This window comes from Fundidesulfovibrio putealis DSM 16056, from assembly GCF_000429325.1.
In the GTDB taxonomy this organism is placed as follows: Bacteria; Desulfobacterota; Desulfovibrionia; order Desulfovibrionales; family Desulfovibrionaceae; genus Fundidesulfovibrio; species Fundidesulfovibrio putealis.
Genome location: NZ_AUBQ01000012.1, coordinates 250,348 through 265,353 on the forward strand (window position 1 = coordinate 250,348; position 15,006 = coordinate 265,353).

At 63.9% G+C, this 15,006-nt stretch carries 13 protein-coding genes; 2 read left to right on the forward strand and 11 right to left on the reverse strand.

Going from position 1 to position 15,006, the window contains the following annotated elements:
• Positions 1 to 40: 40 nt before the first annotated feature.
• Together sugE and G453_RS0109970 are read left to right on the forward strand one after the other, a co-directional pair.
• Entirely contained in the window at positions 41 to 358 is a 318-nt protein-coding gene (sugE, locus tag G453_RS0109965) for a quaternary ammonium compound efflux SMR transporter SugE (protein ID WP_027190959.1), read from the forward strand.
• A gap of 128 nt (positions 359 to 486) precedes the next feature.
• Positions 487 to 933, forward strand: a complete 447-nt coding sequence (locus tag G453_RS0109970; protein ID WP_027190960.1) for a hypothetical protein — start codon at positions 487 to 489, stop codon at positions 931 to 933.
• 320 nt (positions 934 to 1,253) lie between these two features.
• On the opposite strand, the gene G453_RS0109975 is transcribed toward G453_RS0109970, so the two are convergent.
• Genes G453_RS0109975 through G453_RS0110025 form a run of 11 tightly spaced genes read right to left on the reverse strand, consistent with a single transcriptional unit; the run spans position 1,254 to position 14,758 of the window.
• Positions 1,254 to 2,705 (reverse strand): AMIN domain-containing protein, encoded by a 1,452-nt coding sequence (locus G453_RS0109975; RefSeq protein ID WP_043645291.1) that lies wholly within the window; start codon positions 2,703 to 2,705, stop codon positions 1,254 to 1,256.
• Between the two features lie 2 nt (positions 2,706 to 2,707).
• Entirely contained in the window at positions 2,708 to 3,733 is a 1,026-nt protein-coding gene (locus G453_RS0109980; protein WP_027190962.1) for a GH39 family glycosyl hydrolase, read from the reverse strand.
• A complete protein-coding gene (locus G453_RS23300; RefSeq protein WP_051272217.1) occupies positions 3,730 to 4,671 on the reverse strand; it encodes a glycosyltransferase in 942 nt (313 codons plus the stop codon). Before G453_RS23300 ends, G453_RS0109980 begins: the two co-directional genes overlap by 4 nt.
• Complete coding sequence (locus G453_RS26235) at positions 4,662 to 5,825, reverse strand: glycosyltransferase family 4 protein (protein ID WP_051272220.1); 1,164 nt, start codon at positions 5,823 to 5,825, stop codon at positions 4,662 to 4,664. The genes G453_RS23300 and G453_RS26235 overlap by 10 nt, the downstream gene beginning before the upstream one ends.
• A 5-nt stretch (positions 5,826 to 5,830) precedes the next feature.
• Positions 5,831 to 6,718 carry a glycosyltransferase family 2 protein gene (locus G453_RS23310; protein WP_051272222.1) on the reverse strand — a complete coding sequence of 296 codons (888 nt, stop codon included), beginning with the start codon at positions 6,716 to 6,718 and terminating at the stop codon, positions 5,831 to 5,833.
• Complete coding sequence (locus G453_RS0110000) at positions 6,718 to 7,827, reverse strand: NAD-dependent epimerase/dehydratase family protein (protein WP_043645294.1); 1,110 nt, start codon at positions 7,825 to 7,827, stop codon at positions 6,718 to 6,720. Before G453_RS0110000 ends, G453_RS23310 begins: the two co-directional genes overlap by 1 nt.
• Complete coding sequence (locus tag G453_RS0110005) at positions 7,824 to 9,287, reverse strand: O-antigen ligase family protein (RefSeq protein ID WP_027190964.1); 1,464 nt, start codon at positions 9,285 to 9,287, stop codon at positions 7,824 to 7,826. The genes G453_RS0110000 and G453_RS0110005 overlap by 4 nt, the downstream gene beginning before the upstream one ends.
• Positions 9,288 to 9,302: 15 nt before the next feature.
• Positions 9,303 to 10,184: a glycosyltransferase family 2 protein gene (locus G453_RS0110010; RefSeq protein ID WP_027190965.1), complete on the reverse strand. Its 882-nt coding sequence runs from the start codon at positions 10,182 to 10,184 to the stop codon at positions 9,303 to 9,305.
• A 4-nt stretch (positions 10,185 to 10,188) separates the two neighbouring features.
• The gene (locus G453_RS23315; RefSeq protein ID WP_084502222.1) at positions 10,189 to 11,631 is read right to left on the reverse strand and encodes a sugar transferase; all 1,443 of its coding nucleotides are present in this window, start codon (positions 11,629 to 11,631) and stop codon (positions 10,189 to 10,191) included.
• Between the two features lie 39 nt (positions 11,632 to 11,670).
• The gene (locus G453_RS0110020; protein WP_027190966.1) at positions 11,671 to 14,010 is read right to left on the reverse strand and encodes a GumC family protein; all 2,340 of its coding nucleotides are present in this window, start codon (positions 14,008 to 14,010) and stop codon (positions 11,671 to 11,673) included.
• Between the two features lie 4 nt (positions 14,011 to 14,014).
• The gene (locus G453_RS0110025) at positions 14,015 to 14,758 is read right to left on the reverse strand and encodes a polysaccharide biosynthesis/export family protein (protein WP_084502223.1); all 744 of its coding nucleotides are present in this window, start codon (positions 14,756 to 14,758) and stop codon (positions 14,015 to 14,017) included.
• Positions 14,759 to 15,006: the final 248 nt, after the last annotated feature.

The following is a 15,006-nucleotide window of genomic DNA, read 5'->3' on the forward strand; positions in this document are numbered from 1 at the left end:
TCACCGGGGACGACCCCGCAAGCCACAAGGAGCGTTCTTTATGGCATGGGCCGTTCTCTTCCTCGCCGCGCTTTTCGAAACCGCCTGGGCCGTGGGGCTTAAATCCACCGAAGGGTTCACCCGCATCTGGCCGACCTTGTGGGTGGTCGCCTGCATGGTCGTCAGCATGGGTCTTCTGGGGATCGCCACCAAGCAGTTGCCCATCGGCACGGCTTATGCCGTCTGGACCGGCATCGGCGCGTTGGGCACCGCCCTGTTCGGCATCATCCTCTATGGCGAGTCCGCCAGCCTCGCCCGGCTTTCCTGCATCGCCCTGATCGCTGCCGGAGTCATGGGGCTCAAGGTGTTCTCCAAGTAGCATCCCGGCGCTATTGCGCCTCTTGTGGGGCCGCTGCCGCAAGGCAGCGGCCCCAATTTTTTGGAACGGTCCCTGCAACTTTTCCATGGGGAGAATTTTCTGCCCACTATCTTCGCAGGAGACCGCACATGGACATTTCCTCAATCGGCGCATCCGCCACCGCCTCGACCTACGCCGCCCAGTCCGTGGACCAGGCTCGCACGACGACAGCGACATCCTCCACCGCCACATCATCGTCCGGCAAGGACACCGTTTCCCTTTCCACCGCCGCGCAGGAGCTGAGCAAGATCCTGGCGAAGGGGAAAGGCGAGGCCGTCCCCGACGAGGAAGAGAGCAGCGATCCCATCGAGCGCATCAAGAAGAAGATCGAGGAACTGGAGAAGAAGATCGCCCAGGTGGAGCAGAGTTCAGTCCCGGACCAGACCAAGCAGGGCGTGGTCAAGGGATTGGAGACCGAGCTCGCCGCGCTCAACCAGCAACTCTCGCAGCTGATGGCCGACGCCTCCAAGGCTGCGGCGGGCGGCGGCACCGGCGGTGCGGCAAAACTTTCCGGCAAGGTTTCCACCAAGATTTAGCCGGGATCGCGGCTGGCGCGATACGACGACAGCCGCTTGCCGCGACGTGCTGAACTCTACGGGTTGGGGTCAGCCTCCGGCAGTCTCACCTGGCAGACACTGTGCTCGTTGGCGTGGCGACGTTAATGCATCCTGACGGGATGTGCTGTAAGCTGGGACGGGGTCAGCCTCCGGCGGCCAAAGGGACAAGTCCCTTTGGAATCCCCAATAATTGCTGGCACTCTTTGTTATTTTTGTGATGTGCGGTTGATGCTGCAAGACGAAAGCCCCCCATGACCTGATGTCATGGGGGGCTTTGTAACTGCGTAAGTTGGAGAAGATCAGGGTTTAGGCTTGGCCTTGGGGATGCGCACCACCACGCCCTTGGGCTGCTTTTCCACTATCTGTTCCGAAAACGCCGAGAGCTCCTTGTCCCGGTAGTCGATGACCAGACGCAGCTTGTCCGGGTGCGCGCCCAGGCGGATCCGCTCGAACAGCTCGCCCTCCACAGGGGTGGAAGCCCCCAGGGCCGACTGCCAGCTGCCCTGCAAATCAACCGCCAAGCGGGCAGGCCCCTTGGCGTGGAAGGAAGTCACCTTCTCCACAGGACCGTCGGTGACGATGGTCAGCACGAACTCGCCCGGCTTGTCCTGGGTTTTGATCTCCAGGATGCGGGTTCCCTTGGCCGCTGCGGGCTTCTCGTCGGGCAGGGCCTTTTCCGAAGGCGTCGATGCGCCGGAAGATGCCGCCGGGGATACGCCAGCAAGGGGCTGCGGGGTCTTTGCCGCAGGCTGATCGCTTTGCGCCGGTTTTGACGCCTGCGCCTTTGAGGACTTGCCGGGTACAGCGTTCACGTCCAGGCCCGGCTGTGATGCCTGGGACGTTTGCACGGCTGCCGGTCCGTCCGGGCCGGATGTGGATTTTTGCGAGGCCTGTGCAGCCGCCTTCTCCCCGGAGGGGGCCTTGGGAGCCTGCGCCGTCTGTGATGTCGGAGCCGCCGGAGTCCCGGTTTCCGCAGGCGAGGGAGAGGGAGCCGGAGCGGACTTGACGGGTTCAGCGGTCGCCGGGGCGGTTTGCGCGCCCTGCTCGGCCAGCTGCGCCGGTTTGGCCGTATCGGTCTTTTCAGTCGAGGTTCCAGACTCAGGTATGGCCTGCTCCTGCAGCGCTGTCTTGCCGGACTCCTGCTGTTCGGCTTTTCCGGCGGTAGGCGCGTTTGCGGCCTTGTCGTCCTTGGAGGGCACGGGCGGAGCGGCGGGGGCGGGCGCGGACGCGTCGGCTACGGCCTTCGGTTCGGGCTTGCTCTCGGCCACGCCGGTCGCAACCTGACGTCCGATCTTGGCCGCCTTGGCCTTGGCCGCGTCGCTGGTCACCTTGGGAAGCCCAAGCGAGGGGCTCTCGTGCTCCACCGTGATGGATACCGGCGCGCCCTGCTTCTCCGCCGTCGCTTCGGCAACGGGCTGCGGAGCCGGGACCGGAGGATCAGCAGGAGCGGGCGCGGGCGCCACGTCCTTCTTCGGTTCGGCCTTCGCGACTGTCTGCGGCAGCTCGGGCTTGTCCTCTTTCACCGCAGCGGCCTCAGGCTGCGGCGGTTTGGCCACCGGCGACACGGGCAGAGTCGTCTCCTGCCGGGACGGGAACCGTGACTTGTCCGGAAATTGCGCGTTGCTGGCCGAGTCCGTGTCAAGACTGCGGAACGGATTGCGGAACTGGAACATGTTCAGCGAAAAGCCCAGCAGCAACGCCACTACGACAATCATTATCCGCAGAAAGAGCGGATTCTTGCGATCAGCCATGCTTACCTGCCCTGGCCCATGGCCTTGGCCTGCTCTGCAAATACGAACGCGGCCGGTTTAGAGATGAATTCCGAAGTGTACAGGCCGAAATAATACTGCGGTGGCCTGTCCCAATCCAGGAAGTATATCGCCAGCGTCACATAACGGAACCTGGTCTGGAGCATGTCCAGAGATTTCTTGAGGTACAAGGCCTGGCGCTGCTCGCCCACATCCGCCGAGGACCAGCCCCACTCGGTTATCCACAAGGGACGGTTGGCCTGTCCATGGCTCTCCATGATGCGCCGGATGAGGCTCACGTCGTCGAAGTTGTTGTCCCACTGGGTGAACTGGTCCGGACCGATCTTGGTGTAGGGGTGGATGGACACGATCTCCGGATAGATCTTCATGTCATAGATCTTCTGGAGGAACTGATACCCCGGCATGCTCCCCTCGCCCACAAAGGTCAGGTTGCCAAGGCCCCCCAGGGAGATTTCGGCCTCCGGGTCCACGGAGCGGATGACCTCGTGCATGGCCGTGTACCAGGCCGCGTAATGTTCCGGGTGGACGCGCGGCCTCCAGGCTTCGCCGAGGTTCTGCTCGTTCCAGAGTTCCCACTTGCGGACCTTTCCTTTGTAGCGCGTGGCGGCCTCGCGCATGAAATCCTTGTACTGTCCGAGCCATGCGTCGAACCTGGCCTGGTCCACGGGCACGTAAAGCCAGTACTGTTCTTCGTTTCCCTGGGTGCCGTTGGCCCAGGTGGGCGACCCGTACACGCACATGAGCGGCTCGATGTGCGCCTGTTCCAGCATGGACACAACCTGGTCCATGGAGGCCCAGTCACGCTGGCCGCGTTGCGCCTCCACCCTGTGCCACAGGAAGCTGTTTCGCGAGACCCTGGCATGGACGGTTTTGGCCAGGGTGACGGCGCGCGCGTTCACGCCCTGGTCGTCGGAAAAAGCCATGTCCATGTGCAGGCCGAGTTCCAGGGCCTGGGCTGGCGCCGCCTGAAACAACAGGACGGACAGGATCAGAAGGGCGGTTTTCATCATTTGCTTTGCCGGGTTGTGTCCTCAGTGGACGCTTGCGAACTTCTCAGGCCGGACAAATAGCCGAATATCTTCCCGAAATCCACGACAACCAGCATCACGGCCATAAGCAGCAGTGCTTTGGCGCTTAAGGGGTAGGCCCCGAGCCTGCGGAAATTCCGTACGGGCTGCCACAGGTACACACCGGCTCCCAGCGCCAGCGGCACAAGCCACAAGGGCCTTTCGAGGCTCATGAGCAGCATGAGGATTCCTGCGCCGTACGCCATGAGCCGCAGGATGTGCCGTTTGGTGTGCTGGCGCGCCTTGCCGTCGCCCTCCATGTACAGGAAAAACTGACGGCACATGGACTTGAGGTCAGGCCGCAGCCTCCAGTACACCACGGCTCCCGGCTCCATGCGCATGGTGAAGCGGCTGGCCCGCATCTTGTCGTGGAGCCAGGTGTCCTCGGAGAAATCCAGCCACTCCGGGTAGCCTCCCAGCTCCTGCCAGACGACCTTCCTGAAGGCTATGGAGCGGCTGGAGATGGCGTAGCGGTCCAGGCTGTCCGAAGAGCGGAAAATATTGTGCAGGCTGTACTGACAGGCGTCGAAGAGGCTCTGCACGATGGGGGCGTAGCCGCCGACCACCACGTCCGCCCCCTTCAGGTCGGTTATGCGCGCGAGCCACTGCGGGTCAAGCACGCACCCGGCGTCCGTGACCGCGATCAGCTCGCCCGTGGCCAGGGAGATGGCCCGGTTTCGTCCGGCTGCGATGTTGCAGGGATAGGATTCCACCACCGCATGCAGCGAATGCGAGCGCGCGATGGACAGGGTCGCGTCCGTGGAACCGCCGTCCACGATAACCACCTCGTCCGGGCGGCAGGTCTGCGCTGCCACGGAATCGAGAAACGCGCCGATGGTTGCCGCCTCGTTCTTCACCGTGACGATGAGGCTTACGCGCATGTCTTGTACACCTTCTCGTTTAAGGTCTGCGCCACGCGCGCCCAGGTATAGCGCGCGCCAACCAGGTCGCGCCCGGCCCGGCCCAGCCGCTGCGCCAGCGCGTCGTCATCAAGCACCGACACCACGGCCTGGGCGAAATCTTCCGGGGACCCGGCCACCAGCATATGCTCGCCGGGGCGGGCCTCGATGCCGGAGCAGCCAAGCGGCGTGCTCACCACCGGGACGCCCCAGGAGAACGCCTCCAGGATCTTGAGGCGCGTGCCGCTGCCCACCCGCAGCGGGCAGACGAACACCCTGGCCTGGCGATAGTATCCCGCCACGTCCGGCACGCTCCCCGTGACCATCACGTCCGCGCAGGCCAGCCGGGAAACCTCGGGCCTGGGATTCTTGCCCACTATCCAGAGCCGGGCCTCGGGCTCTCGCGCCTTCACCAGCGGCCATATGGTCTCGTGAAACCAGCAGATGCCCTCGACGTTGGCCAAATAGCTCATGAGGCCCACGAACACCACGTCCTTGCCATCCGGAGCTTCCCGGTCGTGCACGGCCTCCACGGCGTTGGGCACGGTCAGCACCGTGGGGTTGCGGCGCAGGAAATGCTCGCGGTCGGCGTCGGAGCAGGTCAGGATTGCGTCCATGCGCGCGGCCTCGCGTTCCTCGAAACGGCGCATGAACAGGGCCTGGAGAAAATGGTGCAGCTTGCGAAGCGGCCCGCGCGCCCGGCGGGCGTTGCCCAGCAGGATGTCCGCCTCCACGTTGTGGGCGTCCATCACCTTGAAGCAGGAGAGCCCGGCGATGAGCCGCGCCCCGGTGACGAACTCGCCCTGGGCCGCGTCCTGGCCGGGAGCGGCCTCTGCCACGGCCAGGCGCAGCGCGGGCGCGTCCGCGATGACGCCGAGATAAGGCGTAAGCGTCAGGTAGGACGCCGCCATGTCCAGACACTTGCGCCAGGGTTCGCGCATGATCTCCGGGGCCACCACGCGGTGCAGCATGCCGCGCAGCTGCCTGACGCCCTCGCGGTCTTCCGGTTTGCGAACCGCAGTGACCAGCGTGACCTCATGTGTCCTGGCCAGTTCACGCAAAAGCCCCACGATGCGGATGTTGCCGCCCTCGTCGGGCGGCCAGGGGCAGTTAGGGGAGACGACCAGGAGCCGCATCGGCCTCAGCGCCCCGTCAGCCCGCGATAAAGCCCGCCAAGATAGGCGGGGATGCGGTCGAACACGCCCTTGCGCACGAAACGCAGCATGCACCGGGGCAGGTCGTGCAGGAAAATCCACAGATAGGCCACGCCCCGGTTGGGCCAGGGGTAGAACTTGCCCAGGAAATAGGCGCGGCTTCGCATGTAGTGGTGCCAGTAGCGGGCGCTGCCCACTCCTCCCATGGAACGGCTGACCTTGTGCCAGAGCCTGGCCCTGGGCACGTAGACCACGCGGTAGCCTGCCCTGGCCGCACGCACGCAGAAGTCAGTCTCGTCGAAGTAGATGAAATAGTAGGGGTCGATGCCGCCAAGCTCGTCGTAGAGCGCGGTGCGGGCCAGCATGCAGCAGCTGGTGATGTAGTCGGTCTCGCACTGTTCGTCGTACTGCCCCCGGTCCTTCTCCTCGTAGCCCACATGCGCCGCATCGCCGCGCCAGGGCTTGAGGATGCCGCCCGCATACCAGATGACGTCCGGCTCGGAGTGGTACAGCATCTTGGGGCCAACCACGCCCACGCGCGGGTCGGATTCCAGCACGTCCACCAGGTGGGTCAGCATGTCCGGAGCCACCACGGTGTCGTTGTTCAGGAGCATGATGCATTGAAAGCCGCGTTCTTTGGCGCGGGCGATGCCCACGTTGTTGGCGCGGGCGATCCCCAGATTCTCGCCGTTCTCGATGAAGTCCACGTCCGCGCGGGCGCGGAAGACCTCCAGGGAGCCGTCCGTGGAGCCGTTGTCCACCAGGATGACCCCGTACTCGCGGTACTCCATGCCTGCGAGCGATTCCAGGCAATCCAGGGTGTCCTGGAGGTTGTTCCAGTTCACCAGGACGATGGCCACTGACGGCAGGTGCATCACGACACCAGCCTGTGCTTGCGCAGCTCGTCCCAGGCCTTGTCCACCATGTCGCTGGCTTCCTGGCCCTCGGCCCAGTGGATGAGCTGGTCAAGCCCCTGCTCCAGGGTGACGCCCGGCCGGTAGCCCATCTCCATGATGGCCGAGCAGTCACCGAAGCAGTGGCGGATGTCCCCGGCCCGGAACTGCCCGGTGATCTGCGGTTCCACGTCCGATCCGATCACGCGCTGTATGGTGCGGGCCAGGTCCAGCACGGTGATGGGCGTGCCGGAGCCCACGTTGAAGGCCCTATTGTCCATCCGGGGATTCTCCATGGCCAGGATGTTGGCCTGGACGATGTCCGACACGTGGACGAAGTCGCGCATTTGCAGGCCGTCTTCGAAGATGAGAGGCGGCTGGTTGTTTTTCAGGCGCGAGCAGAAGATTGCGCAGACCCCGGTGTAGGGGTTGGAGAGCGACTGTCGCGTGCCGTAGCCGTTGAAATAGCGAAGCGCCACGGAGGGCACGGGGGAATGGCGCCCGAAGCTCAGGCAAAGCTCCTCCTGATCGCGCTTGGTGACGGCGTAGACAGAATCCGGGCGCATGGGGTGGCTCTCGCGCGTGGGCACGGGCAGGGCCGCATGGCCGCAGGCGTCGCAGATCATCTCGTAGTTCTTGGCCTCCACCTGTTCGGCGGTGCGCACCCTCACGGCGGAACTGCCGCAGGCCGGACAGGAATAGCTGCCCTCGCCGTAGCAACTCATGGAGCTGGCCACCACGAGCTTGCGTACCGAGTGCTTGCGGTTGGCCAGGTGGTCCAGAATCGCGGCAGTGCCCAGGCAGTTGGACTCCACATAGCGCACGGGCTCGTACATGGACTGCCCCACCCCCACCCGCGCCGCCTGGTGGAACACCACCTCCACGTCCTCCAGGGCCTGGGCCAGCAGGCTCTGGTTGCGCACGTCGCCCACGATGGTGACCGCCTTGGGGTTGGCGTAGGCGGGATAGCTCCCCCGGTGGACCTGGAACTCCAGATTGTCCAGAACCACCACGTCCAGCCCCATTCCGATGAGGGCGTCGCTTAAGTGCGAGCCGATGAACCCCAGGCCGCCGGTGACTAGAACTCTCATATTTCGTTTTCCCAAGGGTTTTGGGCCTCGCGGGCCATGACGAAGACGCTGCCGAAGACGAAGGCGTTGATGGGCGTCATGTTGTCGATGTTGAACATGGGGCCGAAGATGGAAATGAACATGTTGCCTGCGATGATGCCGGACATGCCCAGCTGCACCGCGCGCGACGACGGATCGGCCATCCATTTGAGCGAGCGCACGGCTGTATACAGCGCGGTGAGCGGGAGCAGCAGGAAACTGAACAACCCTACGGCTCCAAGCTTCACCAGAAGCCACATGTAGCTGTTGTGCACGTAGATTTCATTGCTCAGATATCCGAGTTTCTTTGATTCCTGGTCGTACTGCGGGCTTTCGAACACCACGCGCGTCCCCAGGCCGTTGCCCCACACGGGATTCTTGCTGATGAGAAACGACGCCGCGTCCCATTCGCGCAACCGGTGTATGGAGGATATGTCGTCCTTGTATTCGCGCAGGGAAAGGAAACGCGACACCACGGACTCGATGGGGTTGATCGCCTTGGGGCTTATCACGGTATGCGCGATGCCCAGGATGATGCCGCCAAGAAACACCATCAGCGCGAGCTTGACCAGGGTCCGCCTGACCAGCGGCTCCCCCACCACGAACATGAAGGCCAGACCCGCGCCAAGCCCCAGGTAGGCGCTTCGGAAAAACGTGACCGCCAGGGCGCACAGGTTCAGCAGTCCGATCCCCAGGGCGAGCCTGGGCCGCACGCCGTACATGGCGAAGACGAAACCCAGGATGACCGGCGGCAGATACGCGCCAAGCTCCAGGAGCACCACGCGGATGCCCTCGCCGTAGAGCAGCACCTCTCCCACGCCCAGGGCGTAGTTGGTGAGGATGCGCAGGGAAGAGAACACGGACACGCCAAGCAGTATCCAGATGCTCTTTTTCAGCGTCTGGACGTCGAATTCGGCCATCAGCGGGAAGACCAGCAGGTATTGCAGCAGGGGACGCAACTCCAGCAGGGCGTCCTTGAAGTAGATCCCCCCGGAAATTGCGCCCGCTGCCGAGATCCCGGCCAGGACCAGGAACAGAAGCACGGCGGCGCAGAAGAATTTCGGAAGCTGAAGCACTGTGCGGTTCAGGACCAGCACCCGGACGAGCCAGGCTCCGAGCACCACCGCCAGCAGCAGGTCGGAGGCCTTCAGGCCACCCCCGGCGAAGGGGATGTCGTACTTGTAGAGCTCCTCACGCCCGAATACCATCATGATGCCCACCGACATGAGCAAAGCAGGACGGATGCTGCGAAGCGAGAGCAAAAGGAAAAAGAGGGCTCCAAACGCCGCGATGCCGATGCCCGCACCCATGGCGGCGACCACCCCGCCCAACAGAAGGCCGACTCCGATCACCACCGCCTGGGTGGTGAACAGCCGCGAGAGTATCGGACGCCCTCCCTGACCGGAAGAATTCTCAGAACAATTGTCTGGCTGGCCGCGCATGTCGTTCCCGCCCGGCTAGGGGCGCACCCTCTTGTCGCTGCGCAGGAAGTTGCGCATGAGCGTCAGCCATTTCCAGGCCCTGATCCCGGCCAGGGTGGCAAAGCGGCCGAATCCGGGCCTGGGGTGGGTGTTCTTGATGCAGAAGAGTTCCATGGAATCGAAAAACGCATGGATCATCCGGGTGCTGCGGGTGCGCGAGCTCTGCCCCTTGAGGTGCACGATGGTGCAGCCGGGGTCGTAGAGGACCTCGAACCCGGCCTTGGCGAAACGCCAGCACCAGTCCATGTCTTCCATGTACATGAAGTAGTCCTCATCCAAAAGACCGACAGTGTCCAGGGCGCGGCGGGTGACCATCATGTAGGCCCCGTTCACGGCGTCCACCTTCGCAGGGCGGAATTCATCGAGGTAGGTCATGTTGTAGCGGGCCAGCAGCGAGTTGCGGGGAAACAGGCTGGACAGGCCGCTGGCCCGGCAGAAGCCGTCCCAGGCCGTGGGGAAGCTGCGCCGACAGGCCAGGTCCAGGGAGCCGTCTGCGGTGACCAGGCGGCAGCTGACCATGCCCGCACCGGGGTTATTGGCGAGCGAGGCCAGGGAACAGTCGAAGGCGTGGTCGGAGACGAGCGTGTCGGGGTTGAGAAGCAGCACGAAGGGGCTTGTGGTCTGCCGCAAGACGAGGTTGTTGCCCTTGGAGAACCCCAGGTTCTCCGGGCTTGCCGTAAGCGTCACCCAGGGATGCAGCTCGCGCACCGCTCCTGGGGTGCCGTCAGTGGAGGCGTTGTCCACCAGATGCACCTCGTAGGAGACGTCCTGGCGCGAGGAGCGGATGGATTCCAGGCAACCCAGCAGGACGTCGCGGCAGTTATAGCTCACGATGACTACGGTGAGGACGGGGTCCATGCGTTCAGCTCGTCCTGGCCCCGAGGACGGCCAGCGGCGTCTTCAGGAGTATCTTGATGTCCAGCAACAGGCTCCAGGAGTCGATGTACTCCATGTCCAGGCGCAGACGCTCCTCGAAGGTCACGTTGCCCCGGTCGCCGATCTGCCACAGGCCGGTGATTCCCGGCTTTACCGAAAAGCGCCGCTTCACGGTGGGGTCCTCGATGCGGTCGATCTCGTAGGCGAACAGGGGGCGCGGCCCCACAAGGCTCATCTCGCCGCGCAGCACGTTGAAGAACTGTGGCAGCTCATCGATGCTGTAGCGGCGCAGGAAGGCCCCAACCCGCGTGACGCGCGGATCGTTCTTGATCTTGAAGGCCGGTCCGGATTCGTAATTCAGCGCGGCCACGTCCTTCAGACGCTCCTCGGCGTCGGCCACCATGGAGCGGAACTTGAGCATGCGAAACGGACGCATGCCAAGGCCCGCGCGCCACTGGGAGAAGATCACAGGGCCAGGCGAGGAGAGCTTCACGGCCAGGGCCGAGGCCACGAAGAACGGCGAGAAGACGAGAATCGCGGACAGAGCCCCGACGATATCCAGCATGCGCTTCAGGAAGCCCTGGAAGCCGCTCATGCCGTCCTGCCCGGCGGACAGAAACTTCGCGCCCTCGCCCTCCAGCCAGAAACGCCGCGAGCGCAACCGATCCGTGGAGAGCATGAGCTTGATGTCCACGCCGCGCGTTGCCGCGAGGTCGAGGATCCACTCGGTTTCCTCGTAGAACTTGCGCACGGGCAGCCCGATCACCAGGGCGTCCACGATGGTCTTGTCCATGATGGCTGGAAGTTGCGAGATGGGGCCGAGATGCGGGATGGAGAGATCAAGCAGCGCCTTGGAGCCGGACCAGTCGTCGTCCACGAAGCCGACCACGCGCAACTGGCCGCTGTGGCGCTTTTCCTGGTGTTCCAGGACGAAATCGGCCATGCGCTGCCCGGAACCCACCAGAATCACCTGCGGCGTGAAGGCCCCGAAGCGCCAGTCGCGCCCCATGATACGACTGACGCTGAACCGTACTGCGGCCACGAAGCAGAACACGCACGGGCACAACACCGCGAGATAGCCCGGACGCACCGGCCTGCCGGTAATCACGCCCATGAGCCCCATGATGGCCGCCCCGGTGAGGCAGGCCGCCAGCAGCCGCTGGGCCTTGATGCGCCACTTGCCGCGCCGCCAGGGGTCGTACAGGCCGTAGCCCCAGAACAGAAGCCTCCACATCCCGAGCGACCCGGCCACCATCAGCACGCTGCCAACGCGCACGCGGTAATCCAGCGCCTCGCGAAGGGAATCCGGGCGGTCGATAAGATGGACCGTACCGGCCAGCCAGAGGCTTGCCGTCATGGCCAGGGACACGGCCACCAAGTCCCAAACCTTGTAACTTCTATAACGTTCCCAGAGGCTTGGGATATGCATGTGCGTTCTCTTGAGGCCGTTTGGACGACGGGATCGAAATCAGATCTGACGGTAGAGCCAGCTCGGGATGTAGAAACGCCTCTTGTTGAGCACAACACCCAGGATGCGGGCGTTGACCTCTTCCAGGCGTTCCTTGGTGCGCTCCACGATCTGAACCCGAACGCGCTCGGCCTCCACCACCAGGATGACGCCCTCGGCGACAGTGGCGATGCGCGTGGGGACGTTGGAGCGCCAGACAGCCGGGCAATCGATGACAATGTAGCCGAATTCGTCGCGGTACTTGGCCAGCACGGCCTCCATGAGCTTGGGGTCGATGCCGTCGGCCTCGTCGCCTGGAGCGTCCCCGACGGGAAGAAGCATCAGGCGGGAATAGTCAGGGGCCTGCACCGGCTCAACGTAGTCGGCGCGGCCAGCCAGGAGATCCGAGAGGCCCCGGCAGTCCCCCAGCGAGCAGAACATGTCGCGCATGCAGGGGTTGCCCAGGTTGGCGTCGATCAAGAGGACCTTCTCGCGGCTGTTCTTGGCAAGGGAAATGGCCAGGTTGGCTGCCACGGTGCTGCTTCCCTCTCCGTCGTAGCTGGCCGTTACCGCGATGGTGCGCGGGGGGCGGGAGAGTTCGGAGCGTTTCAGGAACAGCCGGTCCCAGATGTTGTCGTAATAGCGCTCGGTCTGGGCGCGGGAAAAGGCCCGCGATTCGGGCGTGTCGGGAGAACTCTGCTCCCCGTTCATCTGCTCCTTGAACGCATCACCCAGCCGGGAGGCGGCACTCCTGGCCTTGGCCCCGATGCCGGCCTCGGCGGATGGCTCGCCTTTGTCCTGACGCGCGGCCCTGCCCTTCCTCTCCTCCGGCCTGAAAAACCGTGCGGGCACATCGAGCAGCACGGGCAGCATCACCGAGTATTCGATGTCCTCAGGGCGGTTCACGGTGTGGTCCAGGTATTCCAGCACGAAAGCCAGGGCCAGCGAGCCCACCAGGGCCAGGGCGAATCCGGCGGCCAGGTTGCGCAGCATCCTGGGCTTCACGTGGCGCACCGGAAGCGACGGCTCCTGGACGATGCTGATGCCGGAGATGCGCTGGATCTTGAGGGCCTCATCGATGCGGGCCTCTTCCAGGCTCTTCTTGTATTTGGTGTAGTTGCCGGCCAGGACGTCCTTCTCGCGGTCAAGGTTCCTGATGGCGTATTCGAATTCGTTCAGCTTGCGGAAATCGTCCATGAGCTGTTCCATCTGCCGGTCCAGCACGGTCTTCTTGGCCAGCAGGGAGGAATGGACGGTCTCCTCGGCCACCAGGGAACTGGTGAGCTCCATGAAGATCGGGTTGGAACCCACGATGGTCTGGGTGCGGCTGTTGGCCTGCTCCTTGATCATCTTCTCGGCCTCGGCCACCTGCCGGGCGATTTCCTTGGCCTGGGCGGTGTCGGGCTTGTAGATGGAGAGGACCTCCTGCTGCTTGAGCTGAAGGCGGAAGAGATCCTGGCGCATGTAGTCCCAGGCCAGGTTGGCCACGTTGCGCTGGACCTCGCGGGTCATGGTTTCGGGGAACCTGTTCAGCTGCTGGCGCACGGCCTCCACCTTGGCCTTGGAAGCGGCCAGCGAGGAGTCGTTGCCTTCCACCTGCTGGCGCAGGTAGCCGTACTGGTCGCGCAGGGTGCGCTGCTGGTCTTCCACGGAGGAGATTCCCAGCCGGTTCTTGAGCTCCAGGAGCTGGGTTTCCGTGCGCAGCAGGGCCGTGCGGACCTCTTCCGTCTGTTGCAGGAAGAAGTCGTAGGAGCCGGGGTTCCAGTGAGCCGCGACGTGCTTGTCCTGGTAGGCGTCGATCAGGGTGCGCAGCACCTGCTGGGCCAGCCTCGGGTCCTGGGATTCGTAAGACAGGGCGATAATGCTGGAGCGGGGCAGCGTCTCGATCTTGGTGGCCTGCATCACGGCGCGCACGGCGGTGTCGCGCTCGCGCATGGTCTCCTGAAGGAGCGCCTCGCCTGTGAGGACCTTGCGCGCCCAGAAATCCTTCTCCAGCACGCGCTCGGCTCCGAGGGTGGTCACCACCCGTTCGGCCATCTCGCGGCTTTGCAGGATGATCATCTCCGAGTTGACCTCGGTCTCCCAGTTCTGCTGGACGTTGACCACCTGTCCGGCGGCCGCCACCGTGGCGTCGACTCCGGACGAGCGCCCCAGCCTGATGAGCAGCTCCGCCTCTGATTTGTAGATTCTCGGGGCCAGGAAACTGCCCACCAGCACGGCCAGCATGACCGAACCGAAGAACAAAAGGACGTTGGCCTGATGCCGGAAAAGCACGTGATAGACATCGCGCATGGTCTTGGGGGCGATCTTGGATCCCAGGACCGAGTGCGTGATGGGGGAGCCGATGGATGTGAAATTCATACTTCTAGAAGTTCGTCTGCACGCCGATCGCGCGGGAGGTGACTCCGCCGGTTTCGGTGATTGCGCCTTGCAGGCCGGTTTTGGGGACCATCTTGTTGATGTACTGATCCACGAAGTCGTTGACCTGGGTGATGACTGTCCTGGGAACCCAGATGATGTCTCCGGGCTGGAGCCAGAACACCTTGCCCGCCTTGCCGTCCAGGTCGGCGGTGAGGTCCACCTTGCAGCCGTAGCGCTCGTCGCCCTTGTGGCGCACAACGATGATGCTGGACATGGCCGCAGTCTTGGGATCGAAGCCGCCCGCTCGCATGACGGCCTCCAGGGCGGTCATGCGGTTGCGCACGCGGATGAGGCCCGGAGAGCGGACCTCGCCCCCCACGTAGACCTGGGAGTTGGCCTGGGAGCGCATGATGACCGTCAGCTCAGGGTAGTTGAGCTGTCCGGAGTAGGCTTCCTGCAATTCCTTGCGCAGGGCGGAGAGACTCTTGCCCTCGGCCTGGACCTCGCCGATCATGGGCAGGTCGAGCTTGCCGTCGAAGCGCACGGCCTGGGATTCGTTGAACTGGGTGGCGTAGGCGAAACGGATTTCCAGCACGTCGCCCGCGTTGATGACAACCGGGTCCACTGGCTCCGCGCCCATCTCAGCCGACTGCCTGGCGGGCTTGGCGCAACCGGCCACGGCAAAAAGCGCCACGGCCAGCGCCATCAGCAGCGCACGCCGGGCAAGCGCATGTCTATCGGGATTCATAATACACAGTCCCCTAGCAGTGCCGCGTCCGTTGCATACATCTGGACCGGTATTTTCCGAAACCCGACGAAGCGACCCTGCACGTGCACAATTGCAGTCAAAGTACTTGCGAGGCCAGAAAGAGTCAACAGCGTGCGCGCATATTGCAGCTTTCCAGGTTTGATTTCATGCCTATTTCATCTCGGCAAGCCCGGAAAACAGGCTTCATGTTTGCGCCGTCGCCTTCGGGCGCAGCGTGATACCACTTG